Source organism: Paenibacillus peoriae KCTC 3763 (assembly GCF_000236805.1).
GTDB classification, from domain to species: Bacteria; Bacillota; Bacilli; order Paenibacillales; family Paenibacillaceae; genus Paenibacillus; species Paenibacillus peoriae.
The window spans coordinates 96,038-116,546 of the sequence record NZ_AGFX01000018.1; the positions used below are offsets into that span (position 1 = coordinate 96,038).

Below are 20,509 nucleotides of genomic sequence, written 5' to 3' on the forward strand. Positions count from 1 at the left end.
ACAAAATGTTGCAATCCTCCCATGTTTCCGTTCATAGGTGTCTGCTATAGTGGTCACAGCAATTATGTAAGCGCTTTATAAAAGGTGAATCACTTATGAGTATTCGGCTTTGAAGAAAGGGGACAGAGAGATGAGAAAAAAGAGGCAAGGGTGGTTGTTACTACTGGTGGTGGTGATCGTATTCGGTTCGTGGCCGATCCGGCTGACACCAGCAGCGGCAGCAGAGTCGGTCGGTGCTTCAGCAATCGTAAACGGAGGGTTCGAGACGAACTTCTGGAGTGATCAATCGTGGCAGGTCGAAGCATCGGATTGGAAGCAGGTAGATATTCAGCATTATGCCTATGCCAGTGATCCTTTTATTACGCCGTCCGAAGACACATATGCGTTCAAGTATTGGGTCAACGACACTGCGCCGGTGAATCAGCAGATCACGGTCAGCCAGAAGCTTCCGACGCTGCCTCCAGGCAGCTATGAGCTGTCGGTGCAATCGATGGGCGGCTCCGATGCCGCAGCGGGACATGTACAGGTATTCGCAGGTACTGAGCAGAGCAGTGAGGTGTCAACGTCAGGCTATAACCAATGGGGAGGCGTGACCTTGAAATTCGTGCTGACCGAGCAGACCTCCGATCTGGTCATTGGCGCGAGAATCAGCGGCGCTGCGGCGGCATGGGGCTATTTGGACCGCTTTGTCTTAAAGCAGGTCAGCACGGATACGACCCAGCCGGTGACAGCGGATATTTTTGTGAAGAAGGTTGAGGGATTGAAGCCTGATTTTATCAAAGGTGTCGATATATCCAGCATTCTCTCCCTGGAGCAGAGTGGAGTACGCTTCTATAACGAGCAGGGCACCGAGCAGGATATATTTCGGACGCTGAAGGAATCCGGCGTAAACTACGTTCGGGTGCGTGTGTGGAATCATCCGTATGATGCCAAAGGCAACGGCTATGGCGGCGGGAACAACGATCTGGCCAAAGCGATTGAAATCGGCAAGCGGGCGACTGCCAACGGACTGAAGCTGCTGGTGGATTTCCACTATTCCGATTTCTGGGCCGATCCGGGTAAGCAGCATGTGCCGAAGGCTTGGCAGAGCCTGAGTTTTACTGACAAGGAACAGGCGGTGTACGACTATACTCGGAATAGCCTGCAGCAACTGCTCGATCAGGGCATAGATGTAGGGATGGTGCAGGTCGGCAATGAAACGAACCAGTCGTTTGTCGGGGAGAAAGAGTGGACGAAGATCAGTGCTTTATTTAATAAGGGAAGCCAGGCGGTGCGTGCTGTCGATCCGTCTATTCTCGTGGCACTGCATTTTACCAACCCGGAGACGCCGGGCCGCTATGCTTCCTATGCGAAGGCGCTGTCGGATAACAATGTGGACTATGATGTCTTTGCCAGCTCGTATTATCCGTTCTGGCACGGTTCGCTGAGCAATCTCACAGCAGTGCTGAAGCAGGTTGCTGATACGTATGGTAAAAAAGTGATGGTGGCAGAAACGTCCTATGCGTATACATCTGAAGATGGCGATGGACATGAGAATACCGCCCCGAGAAGCTCGGGACAGACGCTGGACTATCCGATCAGTGCTCAGGGGCAGGCTACGTCGGTCCGTAATGTCATTGAAGCAGTGTCCAATGTAGGAGATGCAGGCATTGGCATGTTTTATTGGGAGCCGGCCTGGCTGCCGGTAGGACCGAAAGCAGATGTCGAGCAGAACAAACAGCTGTGGGAACAATATGGTTCCGGCTGGGCGGCCAGCTATGCCGCGGAATATGACCCTGACGATGCAGGGAAATGGTATGGCGGCAGCGCGGTAGACAACCAGGCGTTGTTTGATTTTATGGGCCATCCGCTTCCTTCGCTGAATGTGTTTAAGTATGTCAACACTGGAGCGGTTGCTACGCTCCAGGTCGACGAGGTCCAAGCGGTAACGGTAACGGCCGACGCGGGCGAGAACATCTCGTTGCCGGATTCGGTCACCGTGACGTATAACGATGGCAGCACCGGAACACTGGCTGTGGAGTGGGATCAAGCGGCCTTGGAGCAAGCGGTGAGCCAGGGAGCAGGCAGTTACGTGATTAACGGGACAGCCAAAGGCGGTTATCCGGCGCAGGCGACGCTGGAGATTCGGCGGCCGAATCTGCTGGTGAACGGCAGCTTTGAACAGAGCGACCGGAGCATGTGGAAGATTACTTACGGTAACGAAAGCGCGCCGCACACGGACTACCAGCACAAAGCTTCCGATGCGAAGTCGGGCCAGTATTCGCTGCATTTTTATTCGGCGGATGCGGTCAATTTCCGGGTGGAACAGGCGGTATACGGTTTGAAGCCGGGCTACTATGATCTCTCGATGTCAATCCAGGGCGGCGATGCGAAGAACGCGCAGATGAAATTGTTTGCCGCGAGCGGCGACAAGGAAGATAAGGAGGATACCGGTGTAAATGGCTGAGTACAGTGGAAGCAGCCGGTCATTCGCGATATACGGGTAACCGATGGCAAGCTGACGGTAGGTGCTTCCATCCAGGCAGACGGCGGAGCGTGGGGAACGCTGGATGATTTCTATCTGACGTTCGTCAGGGATGCAGAGGCGACGAACCCGGGTGAAGGTACAGCGCCAACACCTGAGCCAGTGCCTACACCATCACCGGCACCGGGTACGACACCAGATCCATCTCCAGTACCGACACCGATGCCAACACCGGGCAAGGATTCCTCCCGAAACTCGTCTACTGACGATGGCGGTGCATCTGTCGGGCAAAACGAGAACGTCACTGTCCGTGTGGACGGAGGCAAGAATAGCAGTACTTTGCTCTCCAATGTCGTCATTCAGCGGACAACGCTGCCCGACGGGTCGAAAAAAGATCGTGTCAGCTATGAAGCTGCTCAGGCACGGGAGGTATTGAGCAGCGTGAAGGCCGAAGGACGTTCCAGCGTCCGGCTGGTGATGCCTGATCCAAAGGATGAAGTCGCCGAGCTTGAATTCGTCCTGCCAAAGGATACGGCGAAGACGCTGGCGGATGCGGGGGTCGGTCTGGAAGTATACACGAACCATGCGCGTCTGATCCTGTCTCCATCAACGCTTGCTTCGATGGACGGGAACCGTCAGTTTACGCTCAGCCCGGTAAAGGGTGAAGCGGCGATCCAGGCGATAGCGGAACGGGCCCAACAGAATGGCCTCGTGCAAGCAGCGGCAGGTCAGGGTGAAGTTCGCGTTATCGGCCGACCGGTAATGATCGAGACGAATCTGCAGGGGCAGCCTGTAGAGCTGGTGCTGCCACTCTCGCAGCAGTCGCTGCCAAGCTTTGTCTCTGCCGAAGAACGCCAGGCTTTCCTGACCAAGCTGGCCGTGTATGTGGAGCATAGCGATGGCACCAGGGAGCTGTTGCAGCCGATGCTGCTATGGGACGGGAACCAGCCGGCAGGGCTTAGCTTTAGTGTAAACAAGTTCAGCACCTTTACGGTGTTGCATCTGGACAAGCAGACCGCGAGCATAGGCAGAGAGCAGGTGAATGAGCGTTCGCAGCCGTATATGCACGGCTACCCGAACGGGACATTCCAACCAGCACGTACGATGACACGGGCGGAGCTGGCAGCGATTCTGTCCCGTCTGGCTGCTGAACGGTCCGAGCAGCCATTGGTAGAATCGTCAGTATCGCAGAAGCGCGCCAACTATACGGATGTTGCAGGGCAGAACTGGGCTGCTGAAGCGATTGATACCGTGACAACGGCCGGATGGATGAAGGGCTATAGCGGCAGTACTTTCGCACCGGGGCATCCGATCACCAGAGCGGAGATGGCGACAGTGCTGGCACGCTGGAACAATCTGAGCGGCGCAGCTTCGGCTACCTTCCCGGATACGTCCGGACACTGGGCGGAAGGTGACATTGCCCGGGTGCAGCAAGCCGGATATATGCATGGCATGCCGGACGGCAGCTTCCAGCCGGACCAGACTCTGAGCCGGGCAGAGGCGGTCACTTTGTTCAATCGGGTAGGGAAGAGAGAGCCGGTATCCTTCGCCGATTCGTCCAGGTGGTCAGATGTCCCGGCCGGACATTGGGCTTTCCAGGACATTGCCGCAGCAACAACCCGGGTTCACTAGGATATACCGATAAGCGAAACCAATCTGCATTTCCTGTCTGCATGTACGGATATCACATTCGGTCGGTGATTCCCCAAGAGACCTGGCCTGTCGCAACAAGAGAATCCGTACATGCAGAATAGTAAATATCTTAGCCTGATATTGAACATGAATTACGAGGGATTAGTAAGCTCCATTTCTTTTCGTTGATGTAGAAGATTTCAATCTTTGTAATGACGGTAGGTAGGTATATAATATGCATAAATAACGATACTAAGCTTCATCTAATGGAATAGAAAAAAATGTGATCGCTACTACAAGCTTATGGATAGCAAAAAGGAGAGTTTATGCGTACAGTATTTGATGCTCATCTGCATATCATTGACCCTCGCTTTCCCTTAGTTCAAAATCAAGGATTTTTGCCTAATACTTTTACTTGCCAAGACTATCTAAATCATGTGCATGACTTGGATCTTAAAGGTGGTGCCGTAGTATCCGGTTCATTTCAAGGATTTGATCAATCGTATTTAATTGATTCATTGCAGAAACTTGGTGCCAATTTTGTTGGCGTAACTCAATTACCTCATGATACATCAGATGAAGAAATGATACGACTTCACGGCTATGGTGTAAGAGCTATACGTTTTAACGTCAAGCGAGGCGGTTCAGAAGATATATCTCGTTTAGATTACTTCGCAAGAAGAGTCTATGAGTTAGTAGGCTGGCACTTAGAATTATATATTGATTCTACTTCTTTAACTGAAATTGCATCAACAGTGGCAGCTCTTCCTGCTGTTTCGATAGACCATTTGGGTATATCAAAAGAAGGATTTAATACTCTTCTATCTTTAGTCCATAAAGGGGTTAGAGTCAAAGCAACGGGCTTTGGTAGGGTTGAACTTGATGTAGAACAAGCTCTCCGTTCCATTATTTCGGTAAACCCGGATGCTTTAATGTTCGGGACGGACTTACCATCAACGAGAGCAAAGAGACCTTATAATCATTCTGATATTGAATTGATTTACAACACACTTGGCGAAGAACAAGCCGAAAAAGTTTTATATAAGAATGCACTTAGATGGTATTTGAAATAAATTATTTGAAATAAAGACTACATTAAAAAAAGGTCGAAAAGTAGGAGGCAAAGCTGATGCGGGACAATCTGTTGCCACAACTGGAAGCGTGGCATGAAGAAGATGAATTCGAAGAAATCGTAAATACCATTATGGAGATCCCTGCGGAGAACAGGGATTATGTGTTGATCAGTCATTTGGGCAGAGCGCTGAACAATCTCGAGCGTTACGAAGAGGCGGTTGAACAGTTCCTATCCATTGAAGAGGACGGGAAAGGCGATCCGCTGTGGCATTACCGCATAGGTTTTGCCTATTACTACCTGGATCAATATGAGGAGGCCTTGCGCGCATTTGAAATCGCAGATCAGTTAGACCCTAGGGATGAGGATACCTTGGAGTTCCTGGATTTAACTCGGAGCAAAGTTCAGAAGATAGTGGAAGTGTCCAATGCCGAGGTTGAAACCGTTGTGGATTTCGATTTTACGGACTTTTGGGATGACAGTGAACATGCGTTAGAACAATATGTCATGGATGATCCGCCCACTGATGAGCTAATCGCCTCCTTAGAAGAAGAATTGGTATTCAGGCTGCCGGCCTTCTATATTCATATGATGAAGCTGCATAACGGGGGAGTTCCTCATAGCAGATGCTTCCCTTTAGGTGAAGCGGTCTCCGGGGCGAAAGAGCCTATCAGAATTGCAGGCATTCTGGGAATCGGACGGGAGAAGAGACATTCGCTGTGCGGTGAATCAGGCAGCCGTTTCAGAATTGAGTATGGAGGATATCCTGAAATTGGTGTGGTCATTTGTGATTGCCCTTCGGAGTCCGAGGTGGTCATGCTGGATTACCGGGAATCTGGCAATGACGGCGAACCGGAGGTTGTCTATGTAGATAAGGAGAATAACTACAAGATTACTCGGCTTGCGCCCAATTTTGAGGCCTTTATTCGCGGGCTGGTAAAAGATAAATGAGGAGTCTGTGTGAAAATGCCAACTTCAAACTTGGCCAAGATGGCTGTGCCGAATGGGGAACTGGGTAAACCAACAATCCTTTCTCTTTCGCAACCCTTCTCGCCGCTTTGGACCATATCGAGCGCCTGAGCAAACGGAACTTCCACCACTTCAATATTTTTCTGTTCTTCCTCAAGGCCCCCACCCCGACCTGTTGTCATATCTTCATTAGCTGCCCGCAATGATATAAAATTTTTCGGGTTAAATCTATATTTTCACACGTGGAAAAAAACCACTCATTATTATAATTGGAAATGTAAGTGTTTTATTTAATGATGAGAGGCATTAAAACCAATACGTGTGAGGAGGAGATTTTATGTTGGGACTTAAAGTAGGCAAGTTGGTGAGCAGTTTGGCGTTAGCGGGTGTGTTGTTATCGTCTGTTCTGGTGAATCAGGCTGATGCTGGTCTGGCGAATGGAAGCAAATTCCTCGGAAATGTAATTGCCGGCAGTGTCCCTGCAAGTTACGGAACCTACTGGAATCAGGTGACGCCGGAGAATTCGACCAAGTGGGGCTCGGTTGAAGGCAGCCGTAACAACATGAACTGGTCGCAGGCGGATACCGCCTACAATTATGCTCGTAGCAATGGCTTTCCGTTCAAGTTTCACACCTTGGTATGGGGCAGTCAGGAGCCAGGATGGGTAAGCGGACTGTCGGCTGCCGATCAGAAAGCGGAAGTGACTCAGTGGATCAAAGCAGCAGGTCAGCGCTATCCGAATGCAGCGTTTGTAGATGTGGTAAATGAGCCGCTGCATGCGAAGCCGTCCTTCCGCAATGCTATTGGTGGTGACGGATCGACCGGATGGGATTGGGTAATATGGTCGTTCCAACAGGCTAGACAAGCTTTTCCGAATGCCAAGCTGCTTATCAATGAATATGGAATTATCAGCGATCCTTCATTAACCGATCAATATGTCAATATTATTAATCAGCTCAAGAGTAGAGGCTTGATTGACGGAATTGGCATTCAATGCCACCAGTTCAATATGGATACCGTCTCAGTCAACACGATGAACACTGTACTGAACAAGCTAGCGGCAACAGGATTGCCAATCTATGTGTCGGAACTGGATATAACTGGCGATGACAACACCCAGCTTGCCAGATACAAGGAGAAGTTCCCGGTACTCTGGCAGCATCCCTCAGTGAAGGGAGTTACGCTCTGGGGGTATATCCAGGGACAAACCTGGAAGCCGAACACACATCTGCTGAATTCGAACGGCACGGAACGCCCCGCGCTTCAATGGTTGAGACAATATCTGCGCAATTAGTGCCAATGGCAAGGCCTTGAAGGAAAACAGTGTGCATCATTTAGGTTGGCACGCATATTTGCTCATTTCCCTTAATGTACAACAAGCGTCTGAACGAATTCTACTCGCTCAGACGCTTGTTTATTTCGATGACTTTGTTCATATATAATCTAAGAAATATCACCTAACTCTCTATAAACGATCTTCCCCATGCTGAGCGCTGCTCTCACCATTTCATCTGCGCCTTGTGAAGGGCCTCCAACACGAAGAACGGCATCACAATACTTCAAGAGTCGAACAGAGGATGGATGAAATATACGATTAAAGATTTCGTCTCCGATTCTTTGTGATCCCGCTTTCTCGATTAATGGGAGTGCATACCATTCACCAAGTACAGGTAAATGACCGGCCTCGTATACTTTAAGTGCAATATCATTCATAAAATCTATGTTCCGTTGAATCAAATGTGGATCGTCTCCCGTCCCTGAACGATAAGGGCCGGCTATGAGTATATGCTGCTGACTTGGAACGGGGTCCAGTAGCCGGTTTATTTGAGCATATTGTAGCAGCATCATCGTTTTTGCGTCTTTTATCTCGCCTTCTTTTATCATTTCGAGTGCTTGCTGGAAAGGAATTTCCATTACCTCGATGTTTTCTTGCTCTTCAGCGACCCCTCCTCCCTCTCCAACCTTCATGGTGGGCGTGTATTCTGCAACAAAAAAATGTAAAATTTCCGTTACGGAACCTGGCGACATGTAGGCCTCGCAGATTTTTTGTACTTTTGTCACTCTGTAACCGGTCTCTTCCTCGGCCTCCCGGCGTATGCTGTCTTCTGCGCTTTCCTTGTCTAACAATCCGGCGCAAGCTTCAATTAATAACCCCGTCTCGTTCCCGTTCAGATAAGTCGGTATCCGAAACTGTCGCGTCAAAATTACGGTATGCTGCTCCCGATTATAGAGCAGAATGGTTGCCCCGTTCCCACGGTCATATGATTCCCGGGCCTGACTTTTCCAAGAGCCGTCCTTTGCTTCGCTCATGTAAGTAATTTTCTTAAGCACATACCAGTTATCGGACAAAATTTCTTCGTTTACAATTCTGATTTTCGGATTCATTCCAAGTATCCCCTCTCTTTCGATGGCTCTCATTATATTGGGTTACGTTACGTCAACTGCAAGACTTTTTTTGCCCAATCCACAAAAGAGATAATTACTATAGAACAGTCCTGAATAGCATTATTTACGTGCAAGGAAAAAACCAGAATCCATCGTAATTCGAATAGTTCCATCAAGATTCAGTTTGTTTTGAATAAATGCAATGAATTGCTCCAGTTTTGTTTTAACCAGTATATTTCTTGCATTCATAGGTGTTGATGTTATATAGCTCAATAGCGGCTGTACTTCGTCTACAATTAAATGATCTTTATAACGTATTGACTTAACTTCCGAGAAATTTTTTAATAGTAGTTCTTGTCCATTGTAAAGTTCGAACCGCTTCATAATAGGATCTAGTACCTTAATCTCCGGATCGAATGATTGTGCGATCAGGTCAATTTCATGCAAGTGGCTTTTACTCATCGTGGATGCATAGAAAAGTGCCTTTGGTTTCATCACACGGTATATTTCGGAGACTGCTTTTGGAATATCCGGCACATGATACAGCATGTGATTGGCGATCACGATATCGAATTCTTCGTTGTGAAAAGGAATCGACTGAACGTCGGCTACAACGAATTTGATTTGCCCTGTCGTGTCACGGATATTTTTGCGAGCTTCTTCCAACATACCGGGTGAAAGATCGGTGAGTGTTATTTTCCATGATTTAGATATTCTGTCCGCATTCCTAGACCATAAAGTTCCATCTCCACAACCTATTTCTAAAATTCTGATATTCGATCGATTGCCTAAATGTTCAAAAAACCATCGATGCCACCCCTGTTTATTCACGCCGCATTTTTCATATAATTCAATTCTAGTTTGTAACCGATTTGCCGTGTGGTACTGCTCCACCCAATCCTTCTCTATGTGTACCGCATGAATAAGCTCAGCCAGTGCCATCCAATCCACGTGTTCTTCCCCTGTATGAATTAACTTTTCTATAGCTTCGTCTATAGCTTTAAAAACGAATTGCAGATGAGCTGTCTTTTGTAAAATGATCTCTCGTTGCATTTTTAATGAGCTTCGCAGATCCTGTTCCTGAATGTGGCTTTCCGTTACCATTTGTTTAATATCAATAAGCGTTAAACCGAGATACTTTAACGTTTGTATCTTTTGCAGCTTAATCAAATCCAGCCTGTTATACATCCGTTGTGAAGCTTGACCGTAATTCGAAGGCTTTAACAAACCTATCTGATCATAATATCTTAATGTTCTCACGGTAAGACCTGTTTGCTTTGATATCTGACCCGTTGTAAAATACTCATTTTTCTGCTCTCGGGATGGCATGGTCTCTCCTCAGTTCTTATCTTAATTTCCTAAGGGACTTTTTGTTGGTTTAACAGCTCCCTCCTCTAGCCCTTTTTGTGTCATGTAGCTTCTATTTATTCCCCTTGCGCACCTTTAACAGCTTGCCTTTTACGGTCGTATTTTTCATAATCTCAAGTACAAGCGGTCCCTTGCCATTCAGAATTTCAACGTCTGTTACATGATCGAAAATCGTAATAATCCCTATATCGTCTGCTGTCACCCCGTCAAGCTTAGCGATTGTCCCAACAAAGTCTACGGCTCTAAGTTTCTTCTTCTTGCCGCCATTGAAGTTAAGTTTCATAATCTGTTGGTTTAATTGCTCGCGCTTATCATTTTTCAGTTTAGTTTTAACATGTAGCTTCTGTTCAAAATCTTCTCTACAGCGATCGACAGCCTCCTCTGAGGGGGCCTTTACCGGTGGAATCGCAAATCCAATATATGCTTCAATATCGGCTAATCGTTTGCTATCCTTAGGAGTGACTAGGGTAATTGCTTTACCCGTCTTGCCTGCACGTCCCGTACGTCCGGTGCGATGAACATAGCTCTCCTTCTCAAGGGGAACATCGTAATTAATGACATGGGTGATATTCGTGATATCGATGCCCCGGGCGGCTACATCTGTTGCAATCAAGTAACGAAATTGCCCCCTTCGGAACGCATTCATCACCTCGAATCTTTCTTCTTGCTCCATACCCCCATGAATGCGATCACATGGATAATCGAGATCGGCCAATTCCCTGAATAATATATCGACATTCTCCTGTGTGCGACAGAAAATAATACAGCTGTCAGGATTCTCAACAATGAGCAGATTTTGAAGCAGCAACAGCTTGTCCGTCTCCATCACCTGAATAAGAGAGTGGTCAATGGTGGCTGTCGTGATACCGGTCGCTTTAATTTCAATGTTAACAGGATGATCCATATACTTGCGTGACAGTTGGGCCACATCGTCAGGAAAAGTGGCGGAAAATAACATCGTAACCCTGTCGCTAGGCAGCGCCTGAATGATTGACTGAACTTGCTCAATAAAGCCCATATTCAGCATCTCATCAGCCTCATCAATAACAAGATAGGCCATCCGTTCTAGCGATAGCGTGCCTCGTTCAATATGGTCCAATACACGCCCTGGCGTACCTACAACTATATGCGTTCTTTGTTTTAACTCGGCCTTCTGTATATGAAAAGGATGCTTCCCATAAACAGACGTCACTTTTATCCGCTTAAAGCGTCCAATATTGGTGATGTCTTCTTTGACCTGCAATGCAAGTTCACGGGTTGGCGTTAAGATTAAAGCTTGAGGCTTATTCTCATTCCAATCTACTAACTCGCAAAGTGGAATACCATATGCCGCTGTTTTGCCGCTACCTGTCTGTGATTTGACGACAAGGTCCTTCTTCACAAGGGCAACTGGGATGACTTCCGTCTGAACTTTTGTTGGCGTCTCATAGCCCAGGCTATTCAGCGCTCTCACGATTTCTTCACTTAATGGATAATCTGTAAAATGCCTCTGACTCATTTTCAACCTCTTCTGCGCTGTATTTGAATACCTATACCTATACATATAGGATTTCATCGTGCATCTAACTTACACTCGTATAGTATACTCTATGGAAATGATTTGATCCCATGACTTCCTATATGTATGAATACATAATTTCAGCATTTTTGACTATATACTAAATATATAACTTCAATCCACTTGAAATAAAACCGTCTGGACGGTATAATAAAGTGGGTGATGAAAAATGAATACCAATAAAAAAGAGTTAAAAAGAGAACTGATCCTTAAAGCCGCCTCACTGATTGTGCACGAAGAAGGAGTAGAAAAGTTAACTTTAGAGGCTGTCGCGAAGAAGGCGGGGATAAGTAAAGGAGGATTGCTTTACCATTTTCCGAATAAAGATGCGCTGATTCTGGGTATGGTTGAACAACTGTCGACCAGCTTTGCCACCGAATTAAATGAGCGGGCACAAAATGATATGCATTCCAAAGGAAGATGGACTCGCGCTTATATGAATACATCTCTTTCTGGAGATCAGGACGTAAATGACCTGTATACCGCTCTCTCAGCAGCACAGTTTACGAACCCTCAAATGCTAAAACTGCTTCAGGACGAGTATGCTGATATCCAAAATAAAATCGAAAATGATGAATTGGATCCGGTTCGTTCTACGATAGTTCGATTAGCTATGGACGGTTTGTGGTTTGCTGAAATGTTTGGGCTCGCTCCTCCCAATGGAGAAATGAAGCAAAAAATGATGGAAGAATTAAAGACATATATAAAGGAGAATGAATAATGGCTTATCTTTTCTTGGCGATTTCTATTGTTGGCGAGCTCATTGGAACTTCAATGCTCAAGGCTTCGGAGGGATTTACCAGACTGTATCCGACTCTATTTACGATTGTTGCGTTTGTTATCTCTTTTTTCTTTATCTCTCTATCCCTTAAGACGCTACCGTTAAATATGACTTATGCCATCTGGTCAGGTGTAGGAGCTGTTGCGACAACGCTGATTTCAGTATTGATCTGGAAAGAAAAAATCAATACAGGGAGTGTCGTAGGTATTGCTTTAATTGTTATTGGCGTAGTGGTACTGAACCTGTTTGGTGCGGGACATGGTGAGGCAAAAGGTACAGCAGAAACAACGGGTTCAATCGTTCAAAGATGAGATAATAGGAAAATGTATTCAAAAGGAGAGCCCTAATGAAGGGAAAGAACCACTTCATTAGGGCTCTTGAGATTTACTATGACTATCGATCACTGCCAGTTTGTATGAAAGAATCCTGCTAAATCATTTCGTTCATAAGTATGGGCACCAAAATAATCCCTTTGTGCTTGCAAAAGGTTGGCATTTGAAATGCCTGTCCGGTAACTATCGTAATAAGTAAGTGAAGCACTTAAACATGGAAACGAAGTACCGGAATTAACGCCCTCACAGACGACTTTTCGCAATCCTGTTTGATATTCTTTAACCTTTTCAGCGAAATAGGGGGCGATTAATAGATTAGCCAGATTCGGTTGTTCTTGATATGTTTCGCTTATTACGTTTAAAAATTCTGCGCGAATAATGCAACCACCACGGAAAATAAGGGCGATATCCTTTAAAGGCAACTCCCAACCGTAAAGTTCAGAAGTCATTTTATATTGTATAAATCCTTGTGCGTAGGCACAAATTTTACCCATATAAAAAGCTTGTCTAATGTACTCAATCCACAAATCTTTATCTAAACTCCGCTGATCAATCTCTGGGCCTGTCAGGATATTTTCTGCATACACCCGTTCCTCTTTTAAAGAGGAGATGTAACGGGCAAACAATGACTCTGTAATAATGGATGATGGGATCCCATGGTCAATTGCTTGAATGCTTGTCCATTTACCTGTGCCTTTTTGCCCTGTTTTATCAAGAATTACATCGATTAGTGGTAAGCCTGTTATTTCATCTTTTTTCCGTAAAATCTCTGCTGTGATTTGGATTAAATAACTTTTCAGTTCCCCTTGATTCCATGTTTCAAAGATATCAGCAATTTCATTCACAGATAAACATAACTTTTTTCTTAAAAATGTATAGGTTTCTGCGATTAATTGCATATCTGCATACTCGATTCCGTTATGTACCATCTTTACAAAGTGACCGGACCCTTTTGGACCCATATAAACACAGCAAGGGTCTCCGTCCACTTGAGCTGCTATTTTTGTTAGAATAGGAGCTGCCTTTTCATATACGTCTTTATCTCCACCAGGCATGATCGAAGGTCCTTTTAAAGCCCCAACTTCACCGCCGGAAATACCGATTCCTAAATAACCGATTCCTTTTGACTTCAATTCATCATATCTACGTTCCGTATCTTTGTAATGGGAGTTCCCACCGTCCATGATCACATCGCCTGCTTCAAGAAAGGATAGTAATGTATCTATCACCGAATCGACCGGTTTGCCTGCTGTTACCATAAGGAAGATTTTTCTTGGGGTTTCTAAGGAGTAAACAAAATCTTGAATTTCGTAGTAGGGATGGATGGATTGACCTTTATTTTTTTTAACAAGATTATCGGTTAAATCCCTCGTATAATTATAGACAGCCACTCGCTCACCTTTACCAGCCATGTTTAAAGCGATATTACTGCCCATTACCCCTAAACCAATGACACCAATTGTATTGAACATTTCTTCCTGCTCCTTTTAATTGAAATGAATAGGCAGTAGATCCACACTTACAAGACTTAGAAGATTCTAAGAAAAGATAAGTGAGGGAGAATCTACCGCCTGGAAATCATGGTTTATACGAATAAACTTAGTACTAAAATAAATCCTAATCCCGCTACAGAAATGATTGTCTCAAGCAATGTCCATGTTGCAAATGTTTCTTTCATGCTTAAACCAAAATACTCTTTAAACATCCAGAAACCAGCATCGTTAACATGTGAAGCTATTAAACTACCCGCTCCCGTTGCAAGCACAACTAATGCAATATTAGCGTCGGTTTGTCCTAACATCGGTATAACTAAACCAGCGGTTGTTAAAGCTGCAACCGTTGCAGAACCTAAGGAAATACGTAAGATTGCAGCGATGATCCAGGCAAGTAAGATTGGTGATAATGTAGTTCCATTGAATAATTCGGCTACATAGTCACCTACGCCGCCATTAATCAGTACTTGTTTGAAGGCTCCGCCTCCCCCGATGATTAAGAGCATCATCCCAATATGAGTAATAGCCGTTGTACAAGATGCCATTACATCTTTGATTGGAATTTTTCTTGCTATTCCCATTGTATAGACAGCAACCAGTAAGGAGATCAACATGGAAGTTGATGCATCACCAATAAAACGGATCGCTGCTAGTAAACTATTATCTGCAAATCCCATTGTTTTTTGAAGCAAAGTAATAATCGTAGCAATGGACATTAAAATAACTGGAAGCATTGCAGTAAATACACTGATACCAAATCCAGGAGTATCCTCAGACTTAAATACTTTTTGTTCACCTAAAGAGGCAATATTACCGGTTTTCGTAAATGACGCAGGCACGAGTTTTTTGGCAATCTTGGTAAATACAGGTCCAGCTAAAATGACTGTTGGAACGGAAACAATGAAACCGTAAAGTAAAACCTCACCAAGGTTCGCGCCATATTCACCTGCAATAACTGTCGGCCCTGGGTGTGGAGGCAAGAAACCGTGCGTTACGGATAAAGCAGCAACCATCGGAATACCAAGATATAAGATAGAAACCTTTAATTCTTTTGAAATGGCAAATATGATTGGGATTAACAATACTAATCCTACTTCAAAAAATAACGCCACACCGATAATAAATGAAGCAGCTACGACCGCCCATTGAATATTTTTTTCACCAAATTTGTTAACGAGGGTCATGGCAATTCTTTGAGCACCACCAGAATCAGCAATCAACTTACCTAACATCGCTCCAAGTCCAAAGATTAACGCTAAGTGACCAAGTGTTCCGCCTAATCCGGCTTCAATGGTTTTGACAATTTCCTCTAATGGCATTCCAAGTGCTAAAGCCACACCGAACGATACAATAATTAATGAAATAAAGGTGTTTAATTTGAAGCCCATTATTAAAACTAATAATGCTAGAATTCCAATCGCTACAATGATTAATGGCATTGTAATTACCCCCTGATTTTATCTTGTTAGTGTTTTATCAAGCCTCTTTGATAATTGGCAATCCGTGTATAATCGTCTTCCAATACTCTGGATAGGTTAATGAAAATCGGCAGCAATTTCCTATATTCCTTTGTTGCTTCTTCTTTTGGTGCATGTTTGTTGGTGCTGCCAACCATTTCAGAAACGACTTCAAATGACTGGATTTTTCCGGTGGCATACAAGCCTAAAATACAAGCTCCCAGACAAGAACTTTCGTAGCTTTCCGGAACGACGACTTCAGATGCGAATATATCAGACATCATTTGCCGCCAAACAGCTGACCTTGCGAAGCCCCCTGTAGCTTGAATTCGGGTCACAGGACCGTCCATGCATTCGGTTAATGCTAAAAATACGGTGTACAAATTGTAAATGACTCCTTCCAGGGCTGCGCGAATCATATGTTCCTTCTTATGTGACATCGTTAAACCGAAGAATGAGCCACGTACGTCTGGATTCCATAACGGCGCACGTTCACCAGCGAGGTATGGGTGGAATAACAATCCATCAGATCCTGGTCTTACACGTTCAGCAATCTGGGTTAATACATCATATGGATCAATTCCTAGTCTTTTTGCTGTTTCTACTTCTGATGAGGCAAGTTCGTCACGAATCCAGCGAAGGACCATCCCGCCATTGTTTACCGGCCCGCCAATTACCCAGTGCTTTTCCGTTAGAGCATAACAAAATATTCTTCCCTTTTCGTCTGTTTGCGGCTTGTCTATAATGGTTCGAATGGCACCGCTCGTCCCAATTGTAATGGCAACTTCGCCTTTTCGTATGGCATTCACACCCAGATTAGAAAGGACTCCATCGCTGGCTCCAATGACAAATGATGTCTGTGGGTCGATACCCATCTCTTTTGCTAAATCTGAATTACAGTTGGTAAATATCTGGGTTGTTGGTACGAGCTCAGATAATTGAGAAGGTGTTATACCAGCAATTTTTAATGCTTCTTCATCCCAATCCAGGTTTTCGAGATTCATCATGCCCATGGCTGAAGCCAGGGAATAATCAACAACATATTGATCAAAGAACTTTTTGAAAATATATTCTTTAATTCCAATATATTTTTTAACCTTGACAGCGATTTCAGGAAGATCATTCACAATCCAGGCTATTTTAGTTAATGGCGACATGGGGTGAATGGGTGTTCCTGTTCGTTTATAGACTTCTTGGCCATTCAACTCATCTTTTATTTTATGTGTCCAAGCTTCACTCCGATTATCTGCCCAAGTGATACTAGACGTAAGCGGCAGGTCATTTTCATCCATCGCAATGACACTATGCATGGCACTGCTAAATGAAACAAACGATAGCTTTTTTTGTGAGTGATGTTTCATTATGTTCGAAATGGCTTGTAGGACTGCTTGAAAAATCTCTTCCGGGTTTTGTTCTGCTGTCGCTATATTCGGTGTATAAAGCGGATACCCAATATTTTCTTGTTGGATGACTTCGCCTTTTTCACTAAATAAAACTGCTTTCGTACTTGTGGTCCCGATATCTATACCTAACATATAGTTAGTCATTTTGTTGCACTACCCCTTTAGACAGCATTTGTTGTGACATCCATAAGTCTTCTACTTTACCTTGAACATCATCAAAGTTTTCATGTAAAGACTTAATCATGAGGTCTCTATCTTTTGCCTTGATCGGTTCAATATAAAGCTCATGATTTCTTACAACCCGTGTAAAGTCTTCATACTTTTCTTTGAAACGCATACGCATCGACAAAAGAATGAGGCTTTCCATAACGGGCTTTAAATTATTCCAGATCATCAGGATGTATGAATGATTAACTGCACGAATAATCGTTTCATGGAACAAGACATCTTGATATGAAAACTCATCAGCATCACTATATTTAATTGCGACTTTCATCATTTCCAGTATTTTACTAAGTTCCATTGCTAAATCATTAGTATCCATATTTACAAGCCGTTCAAATACAAACGATTCTATGAGTAGACGGACATCATAAATTTCTTCTATTTCTTTTTCTGATAAACCAATAACAACTGCTCCCATTCTTTCTAATCGGATGATATTTTCGGATGCCAGTATTTTTAATGCTTCACGAATAGGTGAGCGACTTACAGCAAAATCTGCAGCTAATTTATTTTCAGATAATATGGCACCGCTTTCAAACCCGCCAGAAATAATACGCATTCTAAGCTCGCATGTTACACGATCACCAGCAGAGGCTTTTAAAAGCCATTTGGAGGGATATAGGAATTCCCTTGATTCGCCCATAGATTCACCTTCTTAATTAATCAAGTATACTTGTATACAAGTATTATAATCTAAATTTTTAATTTTGCAAGCGTATCCATCGCGTGCATCCAAATGAAAAAAAAGAAGTACATATGTGCAAATGCACAATCAATTTCGTCTGTTCTTCAATATTTTTTACGTTCTGCAATCGATATAATGAAAGCGTAATCAAAAATTGCCCGGGGGGTTAGGCAGATGGAAGGATTGACGATCAGTTGGATAGGGGCTCTGGCGGGGCTGGCTATTGCAATTATTTTGATATTGAGAAAGCTGAATCCGGTTTATGCTTTGTTTTTGGGAGCCATTGTAGGCGCTTTATTGGGCGGAGCCAATCTGGAGCAGACCATTAGTGTATTGATTAGTGGTACGCAAAGTGTAATGGGGACGGTTATTCGCGTGCTTGCCGCAGGTGTATTGGCGGGTGTGATGATGGAATCCGGGGCAGCGGAGACAATTGCACAGGCCATTGTGAAGAAGTTCGGCGGCAGCAAGGCAATTCTCGCACTGGCTTTGGCGACGATGATTATTACGGCGGTAGGCGTATTTATTCCGGTCGCAGTGCTGATTGTGGCTCCTATTGCGCTGTCGGTTGGGAACAAAATGGGGATTTCCAAGCTGGCGCTCCTGCTGGCCTTATCTGGAGGGGGAAAAGCGGGGAACATTATTTCTCCGAATCCCAATACGATTGCGGCGGCGCGCGGCTTCAACCTGGATTTGAGCCACGTGATGCTGGCAGGTGTGGTTCCGGCAATATGCGGCTTATTGGTGACCGTTCTGGTAGCGTCTCTGTTGAAAACCAAAGGTGTGAAGGTATCCGACCAGGATACCGCGGACAGTGATGTGGATACTTCGAAATACCCGCCACTGGGACGGGCCATTGTAGCTCCGTTGGTGGCTGTTATTTTGCTGATGATTAACCCGATTGGGTCCATCTCCGGCATTGAAGCGCTGTCGAGTTTCAAAGTCGATGCGATGTACATTTTGCCGATTGCCGGGATTGTGGGTATGCTGGCAATGGGGCAAGGACGCAATATTTTGAAATATTCAACCTCCGGCTTAAATAAAATGACGGCGACCGTGCTGATTTTGATCGGTGCAGGCGGGATTGCAGGTCTGATCTCAGCATCGGATTTGTCTGCACAGGTGGTTGGTCTGATTGAAGCTTCGGGAGTTTCCGGTACATTGCTGGCACCGCTTGCAGGTATTCTGATGGCGGCTGCGACCGCGTCGACCTCAACGGGAGTCATTTTGGCGACAGGCTCGTTTGGAGAAGCGATTCTGAATATGGGGACGGCTCCGCTCGCGGCAGCTGTGATGGTGCATACAGGGGCAACGGTTATCGATTCCTTGCCGCAAGGCAACTATTTTCACGTTACGGCAGACAGCATGAAAATGAGCATTAAACAACGGATGGGACTTATTCCTTACGAAGCTATTGTGGGTGGAACAATGGCCATTGTAGCGACACTGATGTATGGATTTTTACTTTGATTTTGATGATGGGGTGAGAAGATGAGAGAGAAGACATTTGTGCTGGCACCGGATTCCTTTAAAGAAAGCATGACAGCCAAAGAAGTGTGTATCGCGATGGAGAAAGGACTGCGCAAGGTCTATCCGGCGGCGAATTATGTCCACATTCCAATGGCGGACGGTGGTGAAGGAACAGTGCAGTCACTGGTAGATGCAACAGGTGGACAGCTTCGTTATATCGAGGTGACCGGACCGCTTGGAGAACCTGTAACTGCTGCATACGGCTTGTTGGGAGACGGCACCACTGCGGCAATCGAGATGGCATCCGCCAGCGGAATCCATCTGGTCAATAAGGATAACAAAAACCCGCTAAAGACAACAACTTACGGTACGGGTGAGTTAATCCGTGAGTGTCTGAATCAGGGGATTCGAAAGATTATTATAGGTATTGGTGGAAGTGCGACGAATGATGGAGGGACAGGCATGGCAGAAGCACTTGGTGTCAGATTTCTGGATGCCAATGGAAACCTTCTCGCTCGCGGCGGCGGCAGTCTGGGAGAGCTGGCCAGTATTGATATTTCATCGCTGGATGAACGCTTGCAGCAGGTGCAATTGATTGTAGCGTGTGATGTAACAAATCCGCTGTGCGGAGAGCATGGGGCATCGCATGTATTCGGTCCGCAAAAAGGGGCAACCCCGGAGATGGTGCAGCAATTGGATGCCAATCTTGTCCACTATGCAGATGTGGTGAAGCGACAGCTGGGCAAGGATGTGTGCGATCTTCCAGGCGCAGGCGCAGCTGGGGGATTGGGTGCGGGCCTGCTGATTTTTACTCAGGCGTCGCTGCAAAAAGGCATTGAAATTGTGATCGAATACACCGGGTTAAAGCAGAAGCTGGCGAATGCGGACATCGTTTTTACGGGGGAAGGCGGCATTGATTTTCAGACCAAATTCGGAAAAACTCCGTATGGGGTAGCCCAGGCGGCCAAGCAATCCGGCAAAAAGGTCATTGCGGTCGCTGGCTATGTCGGGGAAGGGATCGACACGCTATACCAGGAAGGAATAGATGCGGTGTTTGGCATCGTGCCGGGAGCCTCGGAGCTGGGTAAGCTGCTGGTCGAAGGGCCGCAAAATGTAGAGCGCACATGCGAGAACATCGCAAGGGTGCTTCAATTCAGTGAGCAGCCCATGAATTAGAAGATGGGTTATAGCACGAATGCGTAAGAAATAGAGCGC

At 45.5% G+C, this 20,509-nt stretch carries 16 protein-coding genes; 9 read left to right on the forward strand and 7 right to left on the reverse strand.

What is annotated here, in order from left to right:
• The first annotated feature begins 130 nt into the window (after window positions 1-130).
• The 5 genes from KQI_RS29620 (at window position 131) to KQI_RS0111390 (ending at window position 7,431) form a co-directional block, all read left to right on the forward strand.
• On the forward strand, window positions 131-2,446 hold the full coding sequence (locus tag KQI_RS29620; protein WP_326117262.1) for a glycosyl hydrolase 53 family protein: 2,316 nt from the start codon (window positions 131-133) through the stop codon (window positions 2,444-2,446).
• Between the two features lie 180 nt (window positions 2,447-2,626).
• Window positions 2,627-4,096, forward strand: coding sequence for an S-layer homology domain-containing protein (locus KQI_RS29625; protein WP_241763897.1), 1,470 nt, complete (start codon window positions 2,627-2,629; stop codon window positions 4,094-4,096).
• Between the two features lie 326 nt (window positions 4,097-4,422).
• Window positions 4,423-5,169 (forward strand): amidohydrolase family protein, encoded by a 747-nt coding sequence (locus KQI_RS0111380; protein ID WP_010346872.1) that lies wholly within the window; start codon window positions 4,423-4,425, stop codon window positions 5,167-5,169.
• A gap of 56 nt (window positions 5,170-5,225) precedes the next feature.
• On the forward strand, window positions 5,226-6,119 hold the full coding sequence (locus KQI_RS0111385; protein WP_010346873.1) for an SMI1/KNR4 family protein: 894 nt from the start codon (window positions 5,226-5,228) through the stop codon (window positions 6,117-6,119).
• A 355-nt stretch (window positions 6,120-6,474) separates the two neighbouring features.
• Complete coding sequence (locus KQI_RS0111390) at window positions 6,475-7,431, forward strand: endo-1,4-beta-xylanase (RefSeq protein ID WP_010346875.1); 957 nt, start codon at window positions 6,475-6,477, stop codon at window positions 7,429-7,431.
• 149 nt (window positions 7,432-7,580) lie between these two features.
• Here KQI_RS0111390 and nudK read toward each other — a convergent pair whose 3' ends face one another.
• From nudK to KQI_RS0111405, 3 genes are all read right to left on the reverse strand, one after another.
• On the reverse strand, window positions 7,581-8,522 hold the full coding sequence (gene nudK / locus KQI_RS0111395) for a GDP-mannose pyrophosphatase NudK (RefSeq protein ID WP_010346876.1): 942 nt from the start codon (window positions 8,520-8,522) through the stop codon (window positions 7,581-7,583).
• A gap of 120 nt (window positions 8,523-8,642) precedes the next feature.
• Window positions 8,643-9,851 (reverse strand): MerR family transcriptional regulator, encoded by a 1,209-nt coding sequence (locus KQI_RS0111400; RefSeq protein WP_010346877.1) that lies wholly within the window; start codon window positions 9,849-9,851, stop codon window positions 8,643-8,645.
• Between the two features lie 91 nt (window positions 9,852-9,942).
• On the reverse strand, window positions 9,943-11,388 hold the full coding sequence (locus tag KQI_RS0111405) for a DEAD/DEAH box helicase (RefSeq protein ID WP_010346878.1): 1,446 nt from the start codon (window positions 11,386-11,388) through the stop codon (window positions 9,943-9,945).
• 229 nt (window positions 11,389-11,617) lie between these two features.
• Here KQI_RS0111405 and KQI_RS0111410 point away from each other — a divergent pair, with 229 nt between their 5' ends.
• Complete coding sequence (locus KQI_RS0111410) at window positions 11,618-12,169, forward strand: TetR/AcrR family transcriptional regulator (RefSeq protein WP_010346879.1); 552 nt, start codon at window positions 11,618-11,620, stop codon at window positions 12,167-12,169.
• Window positions 12,169-12,540: a DMT family transporter gene (locus KQI_RS0111415; protein ID WP_010346880.1), complete on the forward strand. Its 372-nt coding sequence runs from the start codon at window positions 12,169-12,171 to the stop codon at window positions 12,538-12,540. Before KQI_RS0111410 ends, KQI_RS0111415 begins: the two co-directional genes overlap by 1 nt.
• A gap of 89 nt (window positions 12,541-12,629) precedes the next feature.
• On the opposite strand, the gene gnd is transcribed toward KQI_RS0111415, so the two are convergent.
• The 4 genes from gnd to KQI_RS0111435 form a co-directional block, all read right to left on the reverse strand.
• Window positions 12,630-14,033: a decarboxylating NADP(+)-dependent phosphogluconate dehydrogenase gene (gene gnd / locus KQI_RS0111420; protein ID WP_010346881.1), complete on the reverse strand. Its 1,404-nt coding sequence runs from the start codon at window positions 14,031-14,033 to the stop codon at window positions 12,630-12,632.
• Between the two features lie 113 nt (window positions 14,034-14,146).
• The gene (locus KQI_RS0111425) at window positions 14,147-15,493 is read right to left on the reverse strand and encodes a GntP family permease (protein WP_010346882.1); all 1,347 of its coding nucleotides are present in this window, start codon (window positions 15,491-15,493) and stop codon (window positions 14,147-14,149) included.
• 26 nt (window positions 15,494-15,519) lie between these two features.
• On the reverse strand, window positions 15,520-17,058 hold the full coding sequence (gene gntK, locus KQI_RS0111430) for a gluconokinase (protein WP_010346883.1): 1,539 nt from the start codon (window positions 17,056-17,058) through the stop codon (window positions 15,520-15,522).
• The gene (locus tag KQI_RS0111435; RefSeq protein WP_010346884.1) at window positions 17,051-17,782 is read right to left on the reverse strand and encodes a GntR family transcriptional regulator; all 732 of its coding nucleotides are present in this window, start codon (window positions 17,780-17,782) and stop codon (window positions 17,051-17,053) included. The genes gntK and KQI_RS0111435 overlap by 8 nt, the downstream gene beginning before the upstream one ends.
• A 216-nt stretch (window positions 17,783-17,998) precedes the next feature.
• Between KQI_RS0111435 and KQI_RS0111440 the strand changes: the two genes are divergently transcribed.
• Together KQI_RS0111440 and KQI_RS0111445 are read left to right on the forward strand one after the other, a co-directional pair.
• The gene (locus KQI_RS0111440; protein ID WP_010346885.1) at window positions 17,999-19,294 is read left to right on the forward strand and encodes a GntP family permease; all 1,296 of its coding nucleotides are present in this window, start codon (window positions 17,999-18,001) and stop codon (window positions 19,292-19,294) included.
• 21 nt (window positions 19,295-19,315) lie between these two features.
• Window positions 19,316-20,470 (forward strand): glycerate kinase family protein, encoded by a 1,155-nt coding sequence (locus KQI_RS0111445; RefSeq protein ID WP_010346886.1) that lies wholly within the window; start codon window positions 19,316-19,318, stop codon window positions 20,468-20,470.
• The last annotated feature ends 39 nt before the right edge of the window (window positions 20,471-20,509 follow it).

Coding starts and splice junctions, on each gene's coding strand:
- nudK (WP_010346876.1), bottom strand. CDS start 8,522: ATGAATCCGAAAATCAGAATTGTAAACGAAGAAATTTTGTCCGATAAC.
- KQI_RS0111405 (WP_010346878.1), bottom strand. CDS start 11,388: ATGAGTCAGAGGCATTTTACAGATTATCCATTAAGTGAAGAAATCGTG.
- gntK (WP_010346883.1), bottom strand. CDS start 17,058: ATGACTAACTATATGTTAGGTATAGATATCGGGACCACAAGTACGAAA.
- KQI_RS0111385 (WP_010346873.1), top strand. CDS start 5,226: ATGCGGGACAATCTGTTGCCACAACTGGAAGCGTGGCATGAAGAAGAT.
- KQI_RS0111415 (WP_010346880.1), top strand. CDS start 12,169: ATGGCTTATCTTTTCTTGGCGATTTCTATTGTTGGCGAGCTCATTGGA.
- KQI_RS0111400 (WP_010346877.1), bottom strand. CDS start 9,851: ATGCCATCCCGAGAGCAGAAAAATGAGTATTTTACAACGGGTCAGATA.
- KQI_RS0111425 (WP_010346882.1), bottom strand. CDS start 15,493: ATGCCATTAATCATTGTAGCGATTGGAATTCTAGCATTATTAGTTTTA.
- KQI_RS0111410 (WP_010346879.1), top strand. CDS start 11,618: ATGAATACCAATAAAAAAGAGTTAAAAAGAGAACTGATCCTTAAAGCC.
- KQI_RS0111435 (WP_010346884.1), bottom strand. CDS start 17,782: ATGGGCGAATCAAGGGAATTCCTATATCCCTCCAAATGGCTTTTAAAA.
- KQI_RS0111380 (WP_010346872.1), top strand. CDS start 4,423: ATGCGTACAGTATTTGATGCTCATCTGCATATCATTGACCCTCGCTTT.
- KQI_RS29620 (WP_326117262.1), top strand. CDS start 131: ATGAGAAAAAAGAGGCAAGGGTGGTTGTTACTACTGGTGGTGGTGATC.
- gnd (WP_010346881.1), bottom strand. CDS start 14,033: ATGTTCAATACAATTGGTGTCATTGGTTTAGGGGTAATGGGCAGTAAT.
- KQI_RS0111390 (WP_010346875.1), top strand. CDS start 6,475: ATGTTGGGACTTAAAGTAGGCAAGTTGGTGAGCAGTTTGGCGTTAGCG.
- KQI_RS0111440 (WP_010346885.1), top strand. CDS start 17,999: ATGGAAGGATTGACGATCAGTTGGATAGGGGCTCTGGCGGGGCTGGCT.
- KQI_RS0111445 (WP_010346886.1), top strand. CDS start 19,316: ATGAGAGAGAAGACATTTGTGCTGGCACCGGATTCCTTTAAAGAAAGC.